This window comes from Enterococcus larvae (assembly GCF_017830045.1).
GTDB lineage: Bacteria > Bacillota > Bacilli > Lactobacillales > Enterococcaceae > Enterococcus_L > Enterococcus_L larvae.
Genome location: NZ_JAEDXU010000003.1, coordinates 1 through 21,830 on the forward strand (window position 1 = coordinate 1; position 21,830 = coordinate 21,830).

Sequence of the window (21,830 nt, forward strand, 5' to 3'; positions counted from 1 at the left end):
CTCTTTCTCGGTGAGTGCAAGCACTCGGTGAGAAAGAAGCGTTCGACTTGCATGTATTAGGCACGCCGCCAGCGTTCGTCCTGAGCCAGGATCAAACTCTCATAAAAAGTTTAAACTTGACAGTCTTGCGACTGTTACGCTCATAGTTGTTTGCTAGCATATTGCTTGCTTGTTAAATGTTTGTTGTTTTGAACGAATTCAAAACATCCTACACATTTGGTTTGTCTTACTTTGTTCAGTTTTCAAAGGTCTACTTATTTGCCTTGCAGCAACTTTTATATCATACCAGAGTTCTGATTTGATGTCAACTCTTTTTTTGAAGAAGTTGAAGTTTTTTTCTGCTTGGCTGTTGTCGTATCTATTTCATAACAACTGTTTCAGTTTATCAACTTTTTTGTTATTTGTCAACAACTTTATTGTTGATTCTGAAAGTTTTTTTGTTTCTTTCAGTTGTTATTCTATACGCTTGTCGCCATGTCTTAGCGACATGTAATAATATACCAATTTTCGGTCCGCAGGTCAATCGAAAAATAGCTTTTTTATCAACTTTTTTTCATTACCGATTGTTTATCAGTTTTGTGATTTTATTGTTCGTATTTCCATCGGTTTCAACGCATGTTTATCATATCTTTGTTCGATAGCTGGTACTACTTCATTATCTTTTAAAAAGAAAGAGGATGAACTCCTCGATAATTTAAGGGTCCATCCTCTTTTATTTTGATTATCAACGCATTGTTGGGAATAAAAGAACATCTCTGATTGACTGCGCATCAGTTAGCAGCATAACCAGACGATCGATACCGATACCAAGTCCTCCGGTTGGCGGCAAACCATATTCCAACGCTTCAATAAAGTCTTCATCTACACCATGTGCTTCATCATTTCCTTGTGCACGTTCTTTCTCTTGATCTTCAAAACGTTCTCTTTGATCGATTGGATCATTCAATTCCGTAAAGGCATTGGCAAATTCTTTCCCAACGATGAATAATTCAAAACGATCTGTGAAACGAGAGTCTTCCGGATTTTTCTTTGCTAGTGGCGAAACTTCTACGGGATGACCATAGATGAATGTCGGCTGCTGTAGTGTTTCCTCTACATGCGTTTCAAAGAACTCATTCAAGATATGCCCAACAGACATATTTTCATTGATTTCCACATTATGCTCTTTTGCAAAAGCTCTTGCTTCTTCAATCGTCATTTCTTTCCAGAAGTCTACACCGGTTTGAGCTTTGATTGCATCAACCATGTGAACGCGTTTGAATTCACTACCTAAATCAACTTCTTTTCCATCATAACTGATAGTTGTTGTTTTCAGTACTTTTTCAGCAGCATTTCGGATGATTCCTTCAGTCAGATCCATTACATCTTTATAATCAGTGTACGCAGTATACGCCTCAAGCATCGTAAATTCAGGGTTATGTGTTGTATCGATTCCCTCATTACGGAATACGCGGCCAATCTCATAAACCTTTTCCATACCGCCGACAACTAATCGTTTCAGATGCAGTTCCAATGCAATACGTAGATACAAATCTATATCCAATGCATTGTGATGAGTAATAAACGGACGTGCGGCTGCACCGCCAGCTTCATTATGAAGAACCGGTGTTTCTACCTCGACATATCCTTGACCGTCTAAGTATCTGCGGATCTCACTGATGATTTGACTGCGCTTCATGAAGCGGTCAAAGCTCTCTTTATTACTAATCAAATCCAAATAACGCTGACGGTAGCGCTGTTCGATATTCGTCAAACCGTGATATTTATCAGGAAGAGGACGCAATGCTTTTGTTAGAAGTACGATTGTTTTCGCTTTTACAGTTACTTCCCCTGTGTCTGTCTTCATTATTTGGCCAGTTACACCAAAAAAGTCTCCTAAATCTGCGTGTTTAAAAAGCTCATAGGCTTCATCACCTACTTGATCTTTCCTCACATATATTTGAATTTGACCGTCACGGTCTTGTAGGTGGGCAAAACCTGCCTTCCCTTTCCCACGTTTTGTCATCATACGGCCAGCTACACTGGCTGACAATTCTTTTTCATTCAATTCTTCTTTTGTTTGAGCATCAAATGTTTCGTGCAATTCTGCAGAATTATGTGTGCGGTCAAAACGTTTACCGAATGGATCAATTCCTTCTTCGCGTAGTTTTTCCATCTTTTCACGCCGCACCAACATTTGGTCATTTAAATCTGCGACTTGGGATTGTTGTTCTTCAGCCACTCTTTTTCCTCCATTCTTAAATAAACATATACTTAATAATGCCATAGTGATTCTAAAAAAAGCAAGCCGAATATGAAATTCGGCTTGAATTAATTGATTCTATATATCCAGTTAGATTATTCCTTCTATACAAAGAGCCTTTTTTATCAACAAGATGAACAAAGGGATGCTACTATGCGCATCTTCATTTGATGGGATTCTCTAAATCACTTCTTCGATTTCTTTAGAGGATACTTTTCCTACGAAGCTATCCATCAAATCAACAATCTCCTTTTGAGTATCTGCCTGATTGATTGCTACTTTGACTTTTGCTGCTCTCGGAATCCCTTTTAAATAGTAGGAAGCATGCTGACGAAATTCTCTTGCGGCAACCGATTCCCCCTTAAGGTCTACTAAGCGCTGTAAATGAACTTTCGCTGTTTCTACTTTATCAAACGGTGTTGGCTCGGGAATTAGCTCACCGGTTTCCAAATAATGTTGTGTTCGATGGATCATCCATGGATTCCCTAATGCTGCTCGACCGATCATCACACCATCAGCTCCAACATAGTCCAGCATTCTTTTCGCGTCCTCTGGCGTACGGACATCCCCATTTCCCATAAACGGAATGGTCAAATGACTTTTTACTTCTTTCAGGATATCCCAGTTCGCTTTTCCTTCATACATCTGTACACGCGTACGACCGTGCATTGCAATTGCAGCTGCACCGCCTTTTTCTGCGGCTAATGCATTTTCAACAGCAAATACGTGTTCATCATCCCAACCAATACGCATTTTGACAGTTACCGGCATATCCACTGCAGAGGTTACCGCCTGGACCATCTCATGAACCTTATTTGGATCAAGCAGCCATTTTGCTCCGGCTTCCGCTTTGATTACTTTATTTACAGGACAGCCCATATTGATGTCAATGATATCTGCTTCTGTATGTTCTTGTACAAATTGAGCCGCTTCAACCAAGGTATCCTTATCGCCGCCAAAAATCTGAAGGCTCAATGGATGCTCTCTTTCATCGATATACAGCATTTCCAACGTTTTCTTATTTCTAAAATGGATGCCTTTGTCGCTGATCATCTCACAAACAACCAGACCGGCTCCAAATTCTTTCACAGTCACACGAAACGCAGCGTTGGTAATCCCAGCCATGGGTGCAACGACTACGCGATTCGGGATCTCTACATTACCTATTTTCCACATCGTTATTCCTCACGACCTTTTAATGTATTTTGTAGTGCTTCTTCTCTCAGCTCAATCAGATCTTCTTCACTATACTGGTACTTATTGCCGCAGAATTGGCAGACTGCTTCCGCCCCATGATCTTCTTCGATCATCGCATTGATTTCATCTAACCCAACAGCAATGATTGCTGTACCAAATTTTTCCTTAGAGCAATCGCATTTGAATTGAACAGGCATTTTTTCAAGGATTTCTACTTCTCCTTCGCCCAATAAACGTTCTAAAATCTGTTCAGGCGCTTCGCCTTCTTCCAACAAGCGTGAAACCATCGGCACTTCCAATAAACGCTTTTCGATAAAGTCGATCGTCTGCTCATCTGCTCCTGGCATCACTTGAATCATGAATCCTCCAGCAGCTTTGACAGTGTCATCTGTATCTACAAGCACACTCAACCCAATGGCTGATGGCGTTTGTTCTGACACAGCCATAAAGTATGTAAAGTCTTCGCCTATTTCTCCGGAAACAATTGGTGTTTGACCAGAAAAAGTTTCTTTCAAGCCAAGATCTTTGATAACAGTGAACACACCGACATCACCTACAGCACCTCGAACGTCGATTTTGCCGCTGTCATTCAACTTCAAACTCACATGGGGATTCTTGATGTAGCCTTTGACATCTCCTTTGCCGTTGCTGTCAACGATGATCGCTCCAGCTGGTCCATTTCCCTGAACCTTGACTGTCAGCTTGTCTTCACCCTTCAGGGTTGCTCCAAGTAATAGCCCTCCCACCATAGTTCTACCTAAGGCAGCTGTTGATGAGCTCCATGTATCATGTCTTTGCTGTGCTTCAGCAATTGTATTTGTTGCACAAAGAGCGTATGCCCTTATTGATCCTTTATAACAAAGTGCTTTTACTAAATAATCTTCCATTGTTTTCATTTCCTCTTCTTCCGTGCTTTTTCACTCATTAGATAATACTAGGAATCGGTCGTTTTTTCAACTAAATAATTCCAACTGAGTAAGTTCCTGTTTCAATAGACAGTATCCCTTTTATGCTATGTAAATGCTTAAACTTCTATTTAATGATAGAAAAACAGTTGCGAAACGTTCATTTCGCAACTGTTTATTGTTCTTATTTGTAACGATCGTCAAAATTTTCACGTTCGTTGTCAGATTTCTCAGAAGAGTCCTCTTCGTCCTTCTTATCAAGCTGAACTTTCTTTTCAGTATCATCAGCTTCAGTTTTTACTTCTTCTGCTTCTGATTCAAGTTCTTGTTTGACTTCGTCAAAATTTTGTTTTTCTTCGGCTTGTTTTTGTGCGTCTTTTTCTTCTAATGCACGTTTAGCCTCTTCAAATGTCTGTGCTTTCTCACTTGGGAACTCGCTAGCGCTGCCAGCAGGCATTTCCCCAGTTTCAAACAGAGATTTGATTGCTTTTGCATCCAGTGTTTCATATTCTAAAAGCATTTCAGCAATCAGTTTATGTTTATCACGATGCGTTTCAATGATTTCACGAGCTTTCTCATGTGCTTCCATCAGTAAGTTACGAACCTCCTGATCGATTTCAAATGCTACTTGCTCTGAGTAAGCTTTTGTCTGTCCATAATCACGACCGACAAAGACTTGGTGGTTTCCTTCATATTGAACTGGTCCAAGCTTATCGCTCATTCCATATTCAGTGACCATGCTGCGGGCTAATCCAGTAGCCTGTTCAAAGTCATTAGAAGCTCCAGTAGACTGAACACCGAAGACGATTTCTTCAGCAGTACGTCCGCCCAGTAGGCCAACCAATTGTTCGAACATGTCTTCTTTGGTCATCAGGAATTGATCTTCCTTCGGTAAGGCGATCATATATCCTCCGGCACGACCACGAGGGATGATTGTTACTTTATGAACGACACGTGCGCGGCTTAGTACTAAACCAACGATTGTATGTCCAGCTTCATGGTAAGCAACCATTTCACGTTCTTTCTTATTGATCACGCGGTCTTTCTTAGCAGGACCTGCAATCACGCGATCTTCTGCTTCATCAATATCGGAAGCATCAATCTTCTTCTTGTTTCTTCTAGCGGCAACAAGTGCTGCCTCATTCAAGACGTTCTCAAGATCGGCACCGGCAAAACCAGGTGTTTGTTGAGCAACGACTTTCAAATCAACGTCATCAGCCAAAGGCTTGTTACGAGCATGAACTTTCAGAATCGCTTCACGGCCCTTAACATCTGGACGTCCAACTAAAATCTGACGGTCAAAACGTCCTGGGCGAAGTAACGCTGCATCCAAAACATCTGAACGGTTTGTTGCGGCAATAACGATAACACCCTCATTACCATCGAACCCATCCATTTCAACCAATAATTGGTTCAATGTTTGTTCGCGTTCATCATGTCCGCCGCCCATTCCAGCGCCACGTTGACGACCAACGGCATCGATTTCATCAATAAAGATGATAGATGGTGCATTTTTCTTAGCTGTTTCAAATAAATCACGAACACGGCTGGCACCAACACCGACGAACATTTCTACGAATTCAGAACCTGAAATAGAGTAGAATGGTACGCCTGCTTCACCAGCCACTGCTTTAGCAAGCAATGTTTTACCAGTTCCCGGAGGTCCTTCTAAAAGTACACCGGCTGGAATACGAGCACCTAGCTCAACGAAGCGACGAGGATCTTTCAAGAACTCAACAACTTCTACAAGCTCTTGTTTCTCTTCTTCTGCACCCGCTACATCTGTAAAGCGGACTTTGCTGGCTGTTTTGTCGGCCTCTTTTGCTTTGGATTTACCAAAGTTCATCACACGACCGCCGCCGCTGCCTCCGCCGCCTTGTTGCCCCATCATCATGTAGAACATGAAGAATAGTAAGACAATTGGCAGGAAGCTGAAGATCAATGAAATCCATGTTCCGCTTGTAGATTGTTCCTTAACGGATACTTTCACTTCATTCTTCTGTGCTGTATTTTGTATCTCAGTTAGTGTTGTATCACTTGGCAGAACAATCGTAGAAAATTTCGTCGTTGTCACCTCTGAGCTTCCCCATAGAGACAATCCCGTTTCATTTTCAATCTTTTGTTCTTTTTTGTATTCCCCGACAATCTTGAATACACCATTTGTCGGCTGAATCGTCATTTCCTTGATTTCTCCACTATCAAGCTGCTGTTTAAAAGTAGAGTACTCGATATCAGGCGATTGGGAGCTGTTGTTTCCGAAGATGAAGCTTCCAACCATGATCATCGCTAAAATGACTAATACATAATATAGGCCATTTCTCATGCCGCCACCTTTTTTATTCATGTCTGTCCTCCTAGCTTGTTTAAACTATTCACATTTTTTTGTCTTATCAATTCTGACCTTTATATTGTAACATAACTATTTCAAAGAGAGATATTATTTTGATTCGTACACTTCCGGCTTCAATACACCTACATATGGAAGGTTTCGATAAGACTCTGCGTAGTCCAATCCATAGCCTACGACAAACTCATTAGGAATGTTGAATCCTACATAGTCTGCATCGATATCTACTACACGTCCCTCAGGCTTATCCAAAAATGTAACGATTTTTACAGATGCTGCTTTTCTGTATTTAAACAGGTCAACAAGATACGCCAAAGTTCGTCCGCTGTCGATGATATCTTCAACGATCAAAATATGACGGCCTTCTACATTTGTATCCAAATCTTTGACGATCTTCACTTCTCCTGAAGAAACGGTTGCATTCCCATAGCTTGATACGGCCATGAAATCCATTTCCAAATGCGTATCCATTTCACGCACAATATCCGCAAGAAAAGGAACGGCACCCTTCAAAATCCCAATAACCAGAGGACTGTTGTCCTTATAGTCTTCTGTTAATTGTTTTCCAAGCTCCGCAGTTTTTTCAGCGATCTGTTCTTTTGTAATCAAAATGTCTTTAATATCTTTCTCTAGCATGATGCTCTCCTCTCAAGTTTACTCCCCTGTTTTATAAAGGAGTCTGTAGTGTATTTTATCAGTTTCTGCGGGAATACTCAAATAGGAATTTGCAAATTGAGGGACCCATAGAATCTCGTTTCGATCAGTCAAAATGACCCATGCTTTTTCCCTTGAAGAATTCGGTATTTTTTTATCGATAAAAAGTCGGTTAAGTCGTTTGGTCAACACTGGTGTCAATGCAATTCTGTCACCATCATTCCTATGCCTGATTTTTAACGGCAGACTACTTTCACCAGAAACTAAACGTTCCTCCTGCTCCCAGGCTTGAACGACTTCTGGCTCTGCAACTGGTTCATCCCATCGACTCAGACTGATCCACTCTTTCTCAGAAAGAAATACCCCTTCTCCGACATTTAGCGTATAGCTATCAGCCTGCACAAGCTGCGGCTGTATCAAAAGTACTGTGTCGTATTCCTTTATGAAGCGCCAGCCCTTTTCAAGAGTGACTGTTTTCTGGGGAGCGGAGCGTCTAAGGACAGCATAAAGATTATCAAACTGCTCCTGATTAAACGCTACCCCTTTTTCAACTAGTGTTTCGTATAAAAACAGCTGTAAAAAGAAGTATTGAAAGCTCCGGCTCTCTTTTTGAAACGCTCTTAGGTCAAGCTGCCAGCCAGTATCGATTTTCGTTACCCATTCTCTGTATTTAGCAGTCGTCATTTCCTGTATCAGTTCGTCAGCCAAGGTTATTTGCCGGCTAAAGGACGACACATGCTCAAGAAAATTACTGTTTTCTTCTTTTAGATAAGGAACGACATGATGCCGGATACGATTTCTAAAATACGTGTCTGAATGATTCGAGCTATCTTCAAAATACACAATATTCTGTTGTTTGGCGAATGCTTTCAGCTCATCTTTAGAAAAAATCAATAAAGGTCGAATCAACCTGCCGGCCCCAAATGATCGTTTTGCTCTTATTCCCGACAGACTTCGCAACACACTGCCTCTAGTCAGCCGCATAAGAATCGTCTCAGCCTGATCATCCATATGGTGTGCAGTCATCAAGGTGTCATATGAATATTCCTCCATGATTCTTGTAAAAAAAGAATACCTAAACTTTCTTGCACGAACTTCGAGATTACCGGAGGTTTGGTTTTCCAGCCAGCGTTCAGAATAGAAGAACAGATCATTTTCTTTGCAAAACGCTTCAAGATAGCGTTCCTCCTCTTCTGACTCCGGACGCAGCTGATGGTTAACATGAACAACACCAAGTGTACATTCTGCTTTATCAGCTACAGCACGCATCAAAGAAAGCAGAACCATCGAGTCGATCCCGCCTGAAACAGCTAAAAGGATGCGGTCACCTTTATGCCAATATTCTTTTTGTTGTCCGATTCGATAAAGCTTATCCAGCAATTTTACTCACTCCTAAATTGGCAGCATACGGCTTTTCGGTTTGCCCACTTACGTTCCGCACTTATCAAGCGTACACAGCTTCTTTTTTTCTTACACTTTTGAGAATACTCAAAAGGCCGGGAGTTTGAATTCCCAGCCTTGAATCATTTTCTTTAGTTACGGCGTCCGCCTCGTCCGCCTCGTTTACCTTCGGTGTTTCTTCGTAATGAAGATAAGCGGTCATCACTATCTTTTAAAAATGAGCTCATCAATGAATCAAAATCCTGCCCGCCGTGCGCATTATTATTGTTCGTTGGTTTGTTGAACTGTTTTTTAGGTGCAGCGTGATATCCTCTGTCACGGTTGTCCTGTGAACCACGATTGTCGCGATTGTCTTGTTGATTGTTTGTGCGGCGTTGGAAATTATTCTTAGGTGCTTCCGGATTATCCTGTGCCTTGCGGATAGATAAACCAACTTTCCCATCATCGCCTACAGAAGTGACTTTAACAGTAACCTCGTCTCCTACAGTTAGTATCTCGTTGATATCTTTTACGAAACCATTTGATACTTCACTGATATGGACTAATCCTGTTTTTCCTCCTCCTAGATCGATAAAGGCCCCAAAATTAGTAATTCCTGACACTTTTCCCGGCAGTTTTGCTCCTACTTCGATTGACATAAAAAATGTGATCCTCCTATTTTCACCCTAAAATTATTATATACAGCTGATATCTGATCATTCACCAGATGTTTCAGACTGTGATTGACTCTCTTCTGTTGTAGTCTGTGTTGTTTCTCTATTTCCACTAATGGCCGATCCTAAATCAGGTACAGGGTAAATCTGCTCGCCTTCTTTAGAAACATAGTAACGGGCTCTTGCCAGTTTTGCTACGTAATTGTTGTCTTTAAGTAAGGCAACATCCTGTTCCAGCTTTTCCAGCTTCTTATCCATCTCAGCTGACTCAGCGACAACTTCCGCCTTTTGCTCCTTAAAGGAATTCAACTCATTGTAGTCCTTCATAAGCTCAAAAGCTGAAATCGAAAATATGACAATGCCTATTAAAAAAATGACTGCTAATCGACGACGTTTGAAAATCAGCTGCTTCTGCTGTTTTTGATACTCAGCATACTGCTCTTTGGTATACTCGTTATTCAGCGCAGCGATCTTATTCTTTTTTCCCATCTCTTTCGCTTCACTCGCTTTCATATGTCCGCTTTATTATACCAACATCTGCAAAGGTTGTCTAATCTTAATCGTCGGAATTGTCAACTCTTGTTTCAGATATGATTTGATACATTTTTTCTGCATCTTCTTTTTTCGTTGAATCATGCAGCTCTTTTACTTCTATTTCCAAAATCTTATTACCGAAACGGATCTTGACTTGATCTCCAATTTTTACAGTACTGGAAGATTTTGCCAGGACACCGTTGATTTGAATCCGCCCTTTATCAGCGACTTCTTTAGCTACAGCTCTTCTTTTTATGATGCGTGATACTTTTAAAAATTTATCTAAACGCATGGTTTCACCTCTTCTTCATTCGTAAAATTCTCTTTCCAAATGGAACCATCAGCCATTCTCTGACAGTAAACAGCCGCAGTTGAACAATGGCGAAAAGAAATACTGTCATTCCAATGGCAACACCTGCTATGGCAAATAGCAAGGCTTGTCCACGATGATTCACTACTCCAACTATCATAGACAGAAACCCTTGATAAATCAATAGGGCAACGATCATTATTCCTAAACTTGCCAATAATTTTTTTAAAAATCCTTGTTCAATCCAAAACCGATTCAGTTCTTTCTCTGCCGTTACGATCAATCCAATCAACGTGATGATTAGAGAAATGATTGTCGACAGACTTGCCCCAGCCGTTCCCAAGCTTTGCGTCATCGGGCTGGTCAACAGTACCTTCCCAAGCAAACCAAGTCCGGCAGCAATAAATGCCGTCTTAAAATTATTTTGACTTTGCAAGATACTTTGATAAGCCTGAATGATTGCCATCAGAGCAATTGCAAAAACATAGATACCCAGCACGCCGTTTCCCTGATAATCTTTGAACAACGCAAAATTTATATAAGGAAGCAACAAGAGTAACCCTACAGAGGCTGCTGCGGCAACCGTTGTTGTCAGACGTAAAAACATTCTTGAAGCTGTAATAAACTGTTGTTTCTGTTTGCTGACAAAGTACTTCGTCAAAGCAGGTAGGAACGTCGAGCTTAGCGCCAATGCAACAACCAGTCCTAATTGAACCAACGGCTGGCCGCGATCATACACACCTTTGTCCACCTTCGCCGCATGATCTGTCAAACCTGAAAGAACCAGAGAATTCTTGACGAAGAAGGAATCAACTAACTGGAAAATAATCAGGAATGCGCTATAGAGCGATACCAAGCCGCCTTCTATAAATAAGCGATAGAAAAGTGTTCGTCCTTCTTTGTCTATCTGCCATTGAAGAAAATAAGCGGAGCTGCCCGGCTGGATTTTCCGATCATAGTACCACAAAATCGCAACTGCCGACAAACCACCTAAAACAGCACCGCCCATCGCAGCCGTTCCGGTTTTGTACGCATTCCAATGGAATACCTGGTAACAAGCAGCGGCTGCTAAAATCACACCCACGCGGATCAGCTGCTCCAGTACCTGAGAAACTGCACTAGGAGTCATTAACAAATGTCCCTGAAAATTCCCGCGATAACAGGATAAAATTGGAACAAGCAAAAATGTGAACGACACAACTTTGATCAACGGAGATAGATTACTATCCCCCATCAAACCTGCCAGCCAGTCACTCCCTAAGAAGAAAAAGACAAAACCGGATATTCCCATCAGTGCTATAAAGGGGAATAAGCGCTGCATCACCTGTTTTTTCCCGCTGACTGATTCCTGCTCAGCAACGATTTTCGAAATAAACTGAGGAAGACCAGACAATGCCAGCGTCATCGCAATCCCATAAATAGGATAGACCTGCTGATACACATAGAAGCCTTCGTCACCAACCAAGTTCTGAAAAGGAACCCTATAAACAGCGCTCAAAAGTTTCGCTATAAATGAAGCCACTGTAAGTACAAGTGCCCCTTGAAGCATCGTTCGAAGCTCTTTTTGCGCCATATTGATTCCTCCTGTTTATTCCTTCTCTGGTTTCAATTTATATTTTTCTTCACGTAATGAAGAGACAAATGCGGAAACTTCTTGAAGCCAAGCAGCCTCCTTCATCCCTTTATACAGCTTCAGACGAATACTCATTTTTTCATTGTTGACAGCCAGATCTGCCTTCAAGGATGTTGCTGATAAAGCTTCAAAAATCTGTTCTACTGTATATGTCTTCGTTCCTATCTTACTCAATGTGAATGTGATTTCTTGCTGCTGTTTCTTAACGGATTCAAGCAGTGCTCTGTCTCCGTCCATTTTTATGAGTCCGGTGGTCAGAAGATAAGCAACCTCGTCGGGGTATTCGCCAAAGCGATCCAGCAAATCTGCTTCCAGCTCTTCATACATATCCATATTCTCCAACTGACGAATCCGTTTATAAATTTCGATTTTCTGACGTTCATCTGAAATGTATTCATTCGGCAGGTATGCATCGATCCCAAGGTCGATCTCAACAGATGTTTTCTGATCAACGACCTTCTTCCCTTGCTTACGAGCAACAGCCTCTTCCAGCATTTGAGAATACATATCAAAACCAACTGAGTCGATAAAGCCATGCTGTTGTGCCCCAAGAAGATTTCCGGCACCACGAATCGACAAATCCCGCATCGCAATCTTAAAGCCTGAGCCAAGCTCGGTGAAGTCTTTGATTGCTTCCAACCGTTTTTCACTAACCTCATTCAATATTTTCTGCTGCTCATACATAAAGTAGGCATATGCAACACGGTTACTTCGACCAACACGTCCACGCAGCTGATACAGCGTTGACAGACCCATGTAATCGGCATTCTCTACAAATAGGGTATTGGCATTTGGAATATCCACACCCGTTTCAATGATTGTCGTTGTTACTAACACATCGAATTGACGTTCAATAAAATCAAACAGTGTGTTTTCCAGCTGAATTTCAGTCATCTGTCCATGAGCATAGGCAATCCTTGCTTGCGGCACTAACGCCTGAAGCTCCTCCACTTTCTGCTCAATCGTATCAACCCGGTTATAAAGATAGAACACCTGACCATCTCTTGCCAGCTCCCGTTCAATCGCCTCACGAATCGCTCCAGGATTCATCTCCATTACATACGTCTGGATTGGGTATCGATTTTCCGGAGGTGTCTCAATAACTGATAGGTCTCTTACGCCTAACATAGACATATGCAGCGTTCGCGGAATCGGTGTTGCAGTCAACGTCAAGACATCCACTTGTGAACGTAGTTGTTTCAACCGCTCCTTATGTTTCACACCAAAACGCTGTTCCTCGTCAATGACTAATAGTCCTATATCATTGAATACGACGTCTTTAGAAAGCAATCGATGTGTTCCGACAATAATATCTACCTGTCCTTTTTTTGCCTTTTCGATTGTTTCATTCTGCTGTTTTTTCGTTCTAAAACGACTGAGCAATCCAACTTCGATTGGAAAGCCTTCAAAACGATCGATGATTGTTTCATAGTGCTGCTGTGCCAAAATCGTTGTAGGTACTAAAAATGCCACCTGTTTACCAGCCGATATCGCTTTAAAAGCCGCTCTCAAGGCAACTTCTGTTTTCCCAAAGCCCACATCACCAACCAGCAGTCGATCCATTGGACGGCTTTTCTCCATATCCCGCTTGATCTCCGCTGTACTACGCAGTTGATCCTCTGTTTCAGAATAAGGAAACGCATCTTCGAATTCCTTTTGGTAACTATCATCCGGTGGAAAAGCAAACCCCTTTTCCGACTCTCTGGCAGCATATAGTTGAATCAAATCATCTGCGATATCTTCAATTCTCGCTGAGACTTTGCTTTTCGTTTTCGTCCACTCACTGCCGCCCAGCTTGTTGATTTTCGGCGTTTTTGATTCTGCCGCAACAAATTTCTGAATCAGATTCAGTTGAGTGACTGGTATGAACAGCTTATCGTCGTTCTGGTAAAGGATCGTGATGTAATCTTGATGGACACCGTCAACTTCCAACGTTTCCATCCCTATATATTTACCAATCCCGTGATTGACATGAACAACATAATCGCCCTTTTTCAAGTCACTGTAGCTTTTCAGACGCTCTGCATTTGAAACCGTCTGACGTCGTGCCCTCTTCTTCGTGACTGTGTGGAATATCTCTTTTTCAGTAATTGCTACGATTTTATCCGCCGGCAATTCAAAGCCTGTTTGTAAATTTCCTTGAACAAGCTGAATTTTTCCTTCCAACAAGCGATTCTTCGATACAGAAACGCTTGAAATATCAAAATCACGAAACAGATTTTCCACTTTCTGCGCCCGCTCTTTAGTTGGTACAAATACCAGAACGGTCTGTTCCTGCTTCTGCCAACGATCCATCTCAGCCTTTAATAAAGGCATTTGGCCAAAGAACTGCTGCATAGAACGGTATTGAAAATTATGGATTGCTTGAAAACGAAGATTTCCCATCCCTTTTTGGAACAATGAGAAAAAGGTCGCTGCAAAACGCTGCTTCCTCAATTGATCATGTACATTCGCACCAAAGGTCTGTTCTGAGAAAACACGTTTCTCTTCCAGCTTCAATGTATGCCACTCGCCCTCTTCACGAACAATTTCCCGTTCAGTATCTAAGATACGAGCATAATCATCGACAATAAGCATGCTGTCTTCAGGCAAATAATCCAAAATCGTTGTCTGCTCTTTGTAAAGTAAATCCGCATAATAACGAGCATTTTCAGTCGGAATCCCATCCTCCCAAGAAGAAAGTATCTGACCAAAATATTCTTCAAGAAAAACTTTATCTGTTTTTTCAGCAGTAACGGATAGTCTTTTTTCCAACGCTTCCTGAAGTCTTATGATGCCGGATGACAGATCTTCATCTGAAAAAATAGTATCCGTTACAGGAGCGATAGTCACAGACTCAATTGTTTCTGCAGAACGTTGCGTATCTGCCTCAAAGTAGCGAAGTGAGTCAATCTCAATATCAAACAGCTCCGCTCTTACCGGATACTGTGTATTTAATGGATACACATCGATGATGCTTCCTCGAATACTGAACTCTCCAGGCTTACCAACTAGCGATTGACGTTCATACCCCATCAGAACCAGCTTTTGAGCCAGCTTGTCCAGTTCGACTTCCGTACCTATTTCCCAATGGAGCTGTGCCTTTTTCCAAGTTTCCTTACTTGGGAGGAACTTTCTCAAACCTGCTGCCGGAACGACAACGATTCCTTTTTTTCGCGAAAGCAAAAAATTCAATGTATGGATTCGATCTGCGCGAGCCTCTGGTGAAGAAAATGCCATTTCCGCAGATAGTACTTCATCAACTGGAAATAAATAAACTTCTTCATCTGGTACTAAATTTCTAAAATCTTCTACTAGTTGGTTCGCATAATAGAGATTTGGTACGGCGACGATCATCTTTTTCTTTTTATGGTGATAGCCGCTAGTCATGACTAGCGTTTTCGCTGAGCCGGCCAATCCAGTGATCAGCTGACGATGGTTCCCTGTCAGCTTTTGAAACCACTCTTGAACCACTGCACTGTCGCTTATTCGTTCAATGATATTCATTTGTTGTTGGCCACCTCCTTCTTATTTTCCATTAAATTGATTCATTGTATCGACGAAGGTATGCCCTTCACTGGCATAAATCGCTGCGTCGGCTGCATTTTTGACTGCAATAAGAATTTCCTCATGAACAGCCTTAGGGAACTTGCTCAATACATGCTGAACAACCGGTTCATTCCCCACCGGGCGACCGATCCCTACTTTGATTCGCGGAAACACATTTGTTCCTAAGTGTGAAATCAAACTCTTGATGCCATTATGACCACCGGCACCGCCCTTTTCTCTTAAACGGATTTTCCCGATTTCAAGATCCAGATCATCATAAATCACAATCAGCTCATGATCCTCGATTCCATAATATGTCATCAGCGGTCCGACTGCGCGACCCGATTCATTCATGAAGGTCAACGGCTTGACCAACATGATTTTTTCTGTTCCTATAAAAAACTCAGCAATATCTGCTTCGAATTGATTTTTTTTGAATACAGCATTGTAACGATGAGCGATCTCGTCCACTGTAATAAATCCTATATTATGCTTGGTTTCCTGATACTTGCTGCCAGGATTGCCCAATCCTACGATCATTTTCATTTTGTTCTCCCCTTGCTTGTTTGATTATCTCCGTTTGCCAACAGTTTTTCATTGGCTGCATATTTTCAGTATGATCCAATCTCTTCATCTAATGATTCTATACAACACAAAATACGCGACTAAGATGGTTTATAATCTCAGTCACTTCCTCATAAAACTCAAATTTAAATGACAACAGCTATTTAGAAGAGGCTGCTGCCACATTTTCCATTTTTAGAAACAAACCCTTGCTGCCTGATTCTGTCTTAACAGTATAACACAATTTCAGCTGTTTCAAATCCTTTAAAATTTAAAAATTGAATAAGCTCTTACCGAAAAAGCGAAAACCTTTTGAATTTCTTAAGAAGTAAGAATCGTGAAGAATCGCACATGTAAGAGTTTGCATTTGAAACAGCCCGAAAAACTGTACTACTTTCGAGCTAAATCACGTGACAAAACTCTTTGATGGTGGTACTATTTTTGTAGCAAAGAAACCAATGAAAGGAATGGTACACATGACTGCAGCTGCAGATAGAAAAGATCATCAAAAAGTTATTTTAGTAGGAGACGGTGCTGTCGGTTCCAGCTACGCTTTCGCTCTTGTCACTCAAAATATCGCCCAAGAAGTTGGGATCATCGATATCAATACGAAGAAAACTGAGGGAGATGCAATGGATCTTTCCCACGCATTAGCCTTCACTTCTCCTAAAAAAATCTATGCTGCTTCTTACGCTGACTGCCACGACGCAGATCTTGTTGTACTGACAGCAGGAGCACCACAAAAACCGGGAGAAACAAGAATCGATCTTGTTCATAAAAACTTAAAAATCAACAAAGAAATCGTTACTCAGATCGTTGATTCCGGCTTCAATGGTATTTTCCTTGTTGCCGCAAATCCAGTAGATATCTTAACTTATTCTACATGGAAATTCTCAGGTTTTCCAAAAGAACGCGTTATCGGTTCAGGAACTTCTCTGGACTCTGCCCGTTTCCGTCAAGCAATTGCTGAATTAGTAGATGTTGATGCACGTAACGTCCATGCTTATATCCTTGGTGAACATGGAGATACTGAGTTTCCAGTATGGTCTCACGCCAATGTCGCTGGTCTGCAAATTTATGAATGGGTCAAAAATAATCCTGAAGTCGATGAAGAAGCAATGGTCAATCTGTTCTTCAATGTTCGTGACGCAGCTTACTCCATCATTGATAAAAAAGGTGCAACCTTCTATGGTATCGCCGTTGCCTTAGCTCGTATCACTAAAGCAATTTTGGATGACGAAAACTCTGTCTTCCCACTATCTGTTTACTTAGATGGGGAATACGGTCAAAACGATATATATATCGGTGCGCCGGCAGTTATCAACCGTCAAGGAATCCAAAAAGTCATTGAAATTCCTTTGACAGATTCAGAAAAGGATCGTATGAACGCTTCCGCTTCTGCATTGAAAGAAGTTATCAAATCTGCCTTTGAAAAATTTGAAGCAGAAGAAAAATAAACTATCCATTTAAACAATAATAAACATACGTTTTGGACTTCCAAAAAGGAAATCCAAAACGTATGTTTTTACCTATTAGCTGTTCTTCTACTTTTTCTTTACAGGAATGAACATCTCTGTCAGGTAATCTTTCGGAAGCTGTTCTTCATCATTTAAATAATGATAGTAGATTCCGCCCTGTGCAGTATAGCCTTGCTCCTCAATCCAAGCAAGCAAATCCTCAAGCGTCGGGTCTTGTTCTTCATAAGGTCCCCGATCGATCGTTAAAGCAATTACACGAGACGGCACCTTCACACATTGAACGGCTGAATCCTTCGAATGCACAGAGACCGCAACCTCCAAGCCAATTTCCACATCTAATACTTCCAGTTCAACATTATGAAAACACACCACGGGACCACTTGCAGGCAACAGATGATTCTCCTCAAGAACTGCGTCAATCCTTTTCAACGCTTCGGTCATCAACTCTGCATATTCTGCAAAAAAATCGATGGTACGACGAACGATCAACAGCTGTTTTTCTTGCGTCTGCTTTACTCTTATTGTTGAAATTCTAGTCATGGGCTTCTTCCTCCAAAATCCTTTATGAATGATTTGACTATACCATGAAGAATTCTATGCTGTTTGACGACCTCTGCTCAAAAACTGACTATTTTGAAAATATGTAGAACTTCTGAAAAATAGAAGTATCACGAGAAAAGATCAAGAACTGACTATTTCTAAAAAATAAAAAAGTTGGAATAAGCATCAAAGACAGCCGCAGCTCCCATTGATATTCATTCCAATTTCTTATTGTTTAAGTATAAGCCTATTCTAATCCTGATATAAAATTCCTTTTTCAAGTAAAGCTTGTTTGATTTTTTTCAAGACTTCTTCATTTTCACAGCGAATCGTATGAAGATGAATGCCGCCTGTCAGTTCAGACAATAAGGAGGCATTACTCTTTTTATAAGAGTTAATAAATCGTTTAACATCCTCTTGTGTTCGAATCCTTAAATTCCCTGTCAACTCACCATAGATTGGATGCTCCACAATCACATCAAGGATTTCTCCGCCAAGCGCCACAATACAAGACAGCTCATCTTCGGTTTGATTGGGCTGGTGCTGACAGGCAATTTTTCTAATGAAATCAGTTGGCTCTTTTCGCTCCAATAGATACCCTCTAGCTGTTGCCACGATTTCATGTCCCGCTGCCCGCAGCAAAGCAACATCCCCTACAATAATTTGACGACTAACTACAAATTTCCCCGCTAACTTTCCAGCACTGACAGGCGCTTCAGCAACTTCCAATACACTTAAAATTTCTGAACGTCGTTGTGCTCCATCCATATCCTTTCCCTCCATTTATGCCATTATGCTTTATCGATTTGTTCTTTTTGAAACGCTCTTGAGGCTGCCATGATTCCCTCATATGTTTCCTGTAAAACAATTTTGTACTCATCCTTTTTAGCATAAGATGCAATTTTCTCCAACACCTTCTGCTCCCTTGAAGGATCAAAAATTTCTGTTCCTTGTTTCTTTTTGATCTCAGCAATCTCCAACACAGCATCCATCCGCTGTTCTAAAAGAGAGGTGATTTCTCGATCAAGTGCATCGATTTTCTTTCTTGGGCCATCTAATGTTTCTGCCGCCGGTGCTGTCTCATCGATCGTCTTGATGATTGCTGCCGGATTGCCGCCAACAACACAATCATCAGGAACAGATTTAGTGACCACCGCTCCTGCTGCAACAACCACATTGTTGCCTAATGTCACACCCGGAACAACGACTGCTCCGCCGCCGATCCAGACATTATCGCCAATCGTGATCGGCTTGCCAAATTCCAAGCCGCTGTTTCTTTTACCCGGATTTAATGGATGAGAGGCTGTATACAGTTGAACATTCGGTCCAAACATACAATTATCTCCGATCCTGATTGGGCAAATGTCCAAGAAAATATTATCAAAATTGGCATAGAAGTTTTTACCAACATGAATGTTGAAGCCGTAATCGAACTTCAGGTTCGGCTCGATATACACGTTCGAGCCTGCCGTTCCAAAAGTCTCTTCAATCAATTCTTTTCTGGTTTGTTTATCCATCTCATTATTAATCAGCTTCATTTGTTCTCTCGCATGCTGTCGGCCTGCCGAAAGCTCCGGATCAGAAGCAAAATACAGCTCTCCATCGATCATTTTTTGTTTTTCAGATTTAAAAGTTTCCATTTAAAGTGCTCCTTCTATTTTTATAGAAAACGTTCCGATACCTTTGCTTATAGAGTTCTCGCTTTTTTACTAACATTCTAAGTCAATTTGCTTTTTTAGAGCCGACTGAATAACCGAACCGCATCAGTTTCTACATAAAACGATTCTTTTTGAGTAACGACTGGCGTCTGATTGATCACCAATATCTTCGCGTCTGGCTTAGCATAGAAAATCAGATCACAGAAAGGGTGCACCTGAAAGCTGGTGCCAACGATGACAATCAGTTCTGATTCAGCAACCGCCTGTACAGCATTTGAAATCGTCTCCTCCTCAAATCCTTCTTCATACAAAACAATCCCAGGACGTAGTTGTCCGCCGCACTGTTCATGTCTATCGTTTCTTAAATACTCCTCAGTAGATACACTCTGGGAACATTTCTGACAATAACACTGATACAGGCTGCCATGAAAATCGATTCTTCGTTTGCTTCCTGCCTGCTCATGAAGACTATCTATATTTTGAGAAACAACCCAAACCTGTTTCCTTTTTTCCATGTCTGCTATCGCTTGATGGATTATATTCGGTTTTGCTTCAGGATGGTATAGATTTTTCACAAATCCATAGAATTTCTCCGGTTCTTGAAGCATACAAGTTCGACTGAGCAAATACTCAGGTGCTTCGAGGCCATGATAGACACCCGATAAAGAACGATAATCAGGAATTCCTGATGCAGTAGACACACCTGCCCCAGTCAAAAAAGTAATCGATTGCGCTTCATTTATCCATTCAATTCCAGCTTCTATCGTAAGTGTATTCATAATTAGATTTCAACTCCTGACATTTTCTATTATAGACGATATCTGCATCAAAGTACCATTATTTACTGGAAAATAAAGGAAAATCCTTTAAAATGCGTACATCGTTATCTTACCCAAGGTAAGGCAAAGCCATTCTCTCTTGCCTAAATAATCGCTCATGAGTCTTCCAACAGCTTCTAAAAAAGGATCTTGCTTCTTCATTACATTAATCCAACAAACTTTCAAGGGAAATAATTCAAAAAAACAAGCAGATCATAGAAATTAAATAATACTATTTTCGAAGTTGACACAATAATCATGAATTGGCCGTTTGCTCATAGCTTGGATAAGCGAGTGGATTTGAATCACATTAGATAATTAATTTGTTTGACAGTAACTAGACAGATGAGCTCCTTACACTAAGATATATTTAGGCAATAACCTTTCAAACAAAAGCAACTAGGGATTGCAATGTCATATCATACGAGAGTTTTTTCCCCATTTTGTTAGAATGGCAAGCATCTAGAATAAACGAAGAAAGTTGAAATTCAAGTAGCTGTCCAGAAAAAAAAGACCAGAAGCCCTACTATTCAAGGCTTCTGGTCTTTTTTCACATTATTTATATAGCCCCCACCTAGGGGATGTTTTCTACGTCCTTTTTCGTTCCCTCCAAGTTTTCAGTACTTGCGGGGAAGGCAGTAACTGCCATACCTTCAATGTTTCTGCTCCGAAATCATTGTGGACTTCTTCCACTTACCTATTCCTCTACATTATAAGCATATTCTTCAGCTTCAATTGGTTGAATACCCAGCTTATCAAAGAGCAGTGCTTTATATGCAATATAGGCGTTATATTCCAAACGTTCCAACATGTCATTTGCTTTATGCAGCGTCTCCTCAAGGACTAAGACACCATGCTTATTCAACAGCATGACCTTCGATAAAACATCCTCGCCTAAGCTATTTACGTGCTCGGTCACGATCTCGGCCAATTCCGGCGAACAGGCTGGTGCAAATGGTAAGCAAGGAATTTTACCAAATTTCTGTGTAGCTTCTGTCAGATTCGGCATATCCATTCCCTGCGAGGCAAACACCATGGACTCTCTGGCGTGTCCATGCAACACACAACCGATTTTACGATTTTCTTGATAGCAAGCCATGTGCATGTTGATTTCCCTTGTCAGTCTGCCATATCCCTCCACAATATTTTCATCCATATCAACAACCAAGATTTGATACGGGGAAAGATCGCATAGATGATTTTGAGACATCAATGTTGGTGTCATGATGATATGGTCATCATTCAATCGCACACTAATATTCCCTCCTGCGGCATTCGTCCCATAGCGTTGGTAGATATTTTTTGTGATCCTGCATAAATCTTCTCTTTCTGATTGATATAACATATTCTTCCTCCCAAATTTTGGAT

The 21,830-nt window shown here is 41.1% G+C and carries 18 protein-coding genes and 1 rRNA gene; 1 reads left to right on the forward strand and 18 read right to left on the reverse strand.

Annotation, left to right across the window (positions count from 1 at the left end; genetic code table 11):
• The 13 genes from I6N96_RS06530 to pth all read right to left on the reverse strand — a co-directional run.
• A 16S ribosomal RNA gene (locus tag I6N96_RS06530) occupies nucleotides 1-107 on the reverse strand; the annotation flags it as partial.
• 617 nt (nucleotides 108-724) lie between these two features.
• Entirely contained in the window at nucleotides 725-2,221 is a 1,497-nt protein-coding gene (gene lysS, locus I6N96_RS06535; protein WP_209556766.1) for a lysine--tRNA ligase, read from the reverse strand.
• Nucleotides 2,222-2,422: 201 nt separating this feature from the next.
• Nucleotides 2,423-3,418: a tRNA dihydrouridine synthase DusB gene (dusB, locus tag I6N96_RS06540; protein WP_209556767.1), complete on the reverse strand. Its 996-nt coding sequence runs from the start codon at nucleotides 3,416-3,418 to the stop codon at nucleotides 2,423-2,425.
• A gap of 2 nt (nucleotides 3,419-3,420) precedes the next feature.
• Nucleotides 3,421-4,326 (reverse strand): Hsp33 family molecular chaperone HslO, encoded by a 906-nt coding sequence (hslO, locus tag I6N96_RS06545; RefSeq protein ID WP_209557137.1) that lies wholly within the window; start codon nucleotides 4,324-4,326, stop codon nucleotides 3,421-3,423.
• A gap of 202 nt (nucleotides 4,327-4,528) precedes the next feature.
• A complete protein-coding gene (gene ftsH, locus I6N96_RS06550) occupies nucleotides 4,529-6,688 on the reverse strand; it encodes an ATP-dependent zinc metalloprotease FtsH (RefSeq protein ID WP_209556768.1) in 2,160 nt (719 codons plus the stop codon).
• A gap of 93 nt (nucleotides 6,689-6,781) precedes the next feature.
• Nucleotides 6,782-7,327 (reverse strand): hypoxanthine phosphoribosyltransferase, encoded by a 546-nt coding sequence (hpt, locus tag I6N96_RS06555; RefSeq protein WP_209556769.1) that lies wholly within the window; start codon nucleotides 7,325-7,327, stop codon nucleotides 6,782-6,784.
• Between the two features lie 18 nt (nucleotides 7,328-7,345).
• Nucleotides 7,346-8,725 carry a tRNA lysidine(34) synthetase TilS gene (gene tilS, locus I6N96_RS06560; RefSeq protein WP_245186874.1) on the reverse strand — a complete coding sequence of 460 codons (1,380 nt, stop codon included), beginning with the start codon at nucleotides 8,723-8,725 and terminating at the stop codon, nucleotides 7,346-7,348.
• Nucleotides 8,726-8,877: 152 nt separating this feature from the next.
• Complete coding sequence (locus I6N96_RS06565; RefSeq protein WP_209556770.1) at nucleotides 8,878-9,384, reverse strand: S1 domain-containing RNA-binding protein; 507 nt, start codon at nucleotides 9,382-9,384, stop codon at nucleotides 8,878-8,880.
• 57 nt (nucleotides 9,385-9,441) lie between these two features.
• Nucleotides 9,442-9,888 carry an FtsB family cell division protein gene (locus I6N96_RS06570; RefSeq protein WP_209556771.1) on the reverse strand — a complete coding sequence of 149 codons (447 nt, stop codon included), beginning with the start codon at nucleotides 9,886-9,888 and terminating at the stop codon, nucleotides 9,442-9,444.
• Between the two features lie 67 nt (nucleotides 9,889-9,955).
• Nucleotides 9,956-10,225, reverse strand: coding sequence for an RNA-binding S4 domain-containing protein (locus tag I6N96_RS06575; protein WP_209556772.1), 270 nt, complete (start codon nucleotides 10,223-10,225; stop codon nucleotides 9,956-9,958).
• A 4-nt stretch (nucleotides 10,226-10,229) separates the two neighbouring features.
• The gene (locus I6N96_RS06580) at nucleotides 10,230-11,816 is read right to left on the reverse strand and encodes a putative polysaccharide biosynthesis protein (RefSeq protein ID WP_209556773.1); all 1,587 of its coding nucleotides are present in this window, start codon (nucleotides 11,814-11,816) and stop codon (nucleotides 10,230-10,232) included.
• A gap of 15 nt (nucleotides 11,817-11,831) precedes the next feature.
• Complete coding sequence (gene mfd, locus I6N96_RS06585; protein WP_209556774.1) at nucleotides 11,832-15,362, reverse strand: transcription-repair coupling factor; 3,531 nt, start codon at nucleotides 15,360-15,362, stop codon at nucleotides 11,832-11,834.
• A gap of 21 nt (nucleotides 15,363-15,383) precedes the next feature.
• The gene (pth, locus tag I6N96_RS06590) at nucleotides 15,384-15,950 is read right to left on the reverse strand and encodes an aminoacyl-tRNA hydrolase (RefSeq protein ID WP_209556775.1); all 567 of its coding nucleotides are present in this window, start codon (nucleotides 15,948-15,950) and stop codon (nucleotides 15,384-15,386) included.
• A 494-nt stretch (nucleotides 15,951-16,444) separates the two neighbouring features.
• Between pth and I6N96_RS06595 the strand changes: the two genes are divergently transcribed.
• Nucleotides 16,445-17,425 (forward strand): L-lactate dehydrogenase, encoded by a 981-nt coding sequence (locus I6N96_RS06595; protein WP_209557139.1) that lies wholly within the window; start codon nucleotides 16,445-16,447, stop codon nucleotides 17,423-17,425.
• 87 nt (nucleotides 17,426-17,512) lie between these two features.
• Here the strand turns inward: I6N96_RS06595 and I6N96_RS06600 are convergent, their stop codons facing one another.
• From I6N96_RS06600 to I6N96_RS06620, 5 genes are all read right to left on the reverse strand, one after another.
• Nucleotides 17,513-17,986 carry a GyrI-like domain-containing protein gene (locus tag I6N96_RS06600; protein WP_209556776.1) on the reverse strand — a complete coding sequence of 158 codons (474 nt, stop codon included), beginning with the start codon at nucleotides 17,984-17,986 and terminating at the stop codon, nucleotides 17,513-17,515.
• Between the two features lie 252 nt (nucleotides 17,987-18,238).
• Nucleotides 18,239-18,754, reverse strand: a complete 516-nt coding sequence (locus I6N96_RS06605) for a transcription repressor NadR (protein ID WP_209556777.1) — start codon at nucleotides 18,752-18,754, stop codon at nucleotides 18,239-18,241.
• A 23-nt stretch (nucleotides 18,755-18,777) separates the two neighbouring features.
• Nucleotides 18,778-19,626, reverse strand: a complete 849-nt coding sequence (locus I6N96_RS06610; protein ID WP_209556778.1) for a chorismate mutase — start codon at nucleotides 19,624-19,626, stop codon at nucleotides 18,778-18,780.
• Nucleotides 19,627-19,721: 95 nt separating this feature from the next.
• Nucleotides 19,722-20,423, reverse strand: coding sequence for an NAD-dependent protein deacylase (locus tag I6N96_RS06615; RefSeq protein ID WP_209556779.1), 702 nt, complete (start codon nucleotides 20,421-20,423; stop codon nucleotides 19,722-19,724).
• Nucleotides 20,424-21,159: 736 nt separating this feature from the next.
• On the reverse strand, nucleotides 21,160-21,807 hold the full coding sequence (locus I6N96_RS06620) for a class II aldolase/adducin family protein (RefSeq protein ID WP_209556780.1): 648 nt from the start codon (nucleotides 21,805-21,807) through the stop codon (nucleotides 21,160-21,162).
• Nucleotides 21,808-21,830 lie beyond the last annotated feature (23 nt).

Excerpts from the sequence above, each read along its gene's own strand:
- I6N96_RS06575 (WP_209556772.1), bottom strand. The coding sequence starts at position 10,225 with ATGCGTTTAGATAAATTTTTAAAAGTATCACGCATCATAAAAAGAAGA.
- I6N96_RS06620 (WP_209556780.1), bottom strand. The coding sequence starts at position 21,807 with ATGTTATATCAATCAGAAAGAGAAGATTTATGCAGGATCACAAAAAAT.
- I6N96_RS06565 (WP_209556770.1), bottom strand. The coding sequence starts at position 9,384 with ATGTCAATCGAAGTAGGAGCAAAACTGCCGGGAAAAGTGTCAGGAATT.
- I6N96_RS06595 (WP_209557139.1), top strand. The coding sequence starts at position 16,445 with ATGACTGCAGCTGCAGATAGAAAAGATCATCAAAAAGTTATTTTAGTA.
- mfd (WP_209556774.1), bottom strand. The coding sequence starts at position 15,362 with ATGAATATCATTGAACGAATAAGCGACAGTGCAGTGGTTCAAGAGTGG.
- ftsH (WP_209556768.1), bottom strand. The coding sequence starts at position 6,688 with ATGAATAAAAAAGGTGGCGGCATGAGAAATGGCCTATATTATGTATTA.
- I6N96_RS06580 (WP_209556773.1), bottom strand. The coding sequence starts at position 11,816 with ATGGCGCAAAAAGAGCTTCGAACGATGCTTCAAGGGGCACTTGTACTT.
- dusB (WP_209556767.1), bottom strand. The coding sequence starts at position 3,418 with ATGTGGAAAATAGGTAATGTAGAGATCCCGAATCGCGTAGTCGTTGCA.
- I6N96_RS06615 (WP_209556779.1), bottom strand. The coding sequence starts at position 20,423 with ATGAATACACTTACGATAGAAGCTGGAATTGAATGGATAAATGAAGCG.
- I6N96_RS06600 (WP_209556776.1), bottom strand. The coding sequence starts at position 17,986 with ATGACTAGAATTTCAACAATAAGAGTAAAGCAGACGCAAGAAAAACAG.
- I6N96_RS06570 (WP_209556771.1), bottom strand. The coding sequence starts at position 9,888 with ATGGGAAAAAAGAATAAGATCGCTGCGCTGAATAACGAGTATACCAAA.
- pth (WP_209556775.1), bottom strand. The coding sequence starts at position 15,950 with ATGAAAATGATCGTAGGATTGGGCAATCCTGGCAGCAAGTATCAGGAA.
- I6N96_RS06605 (WP_209556777.1), bottom strand. The coding sequence starts at position 18,754 with ATGGATGGAGCACAACGACGTTCAGAAATTTTAAGTGTATTGGAAGTT.
- hpt (WP_209556769.1), bottom strand. The coding sequence starts at position 7,327 with ATGCTAGAGAAAGATATTAAAGACATTTTGATTACAAAAGAACAGATC.
- hslO (WP_209557137.1), bottom strand. The coding sequence starts at position 4,326 with ATGGAAGATTATTTAGTAAAAGCACTTTGTTATAAAGGATCAATAAGG.
- I6N96_RS06610 (WP_209556778.1), bottom strand. The coding sequence starts at position 19,626 with ATGGAAACTTTTAAATCTGAAAAACAAAAAATGATCGATGGAGAGCTG.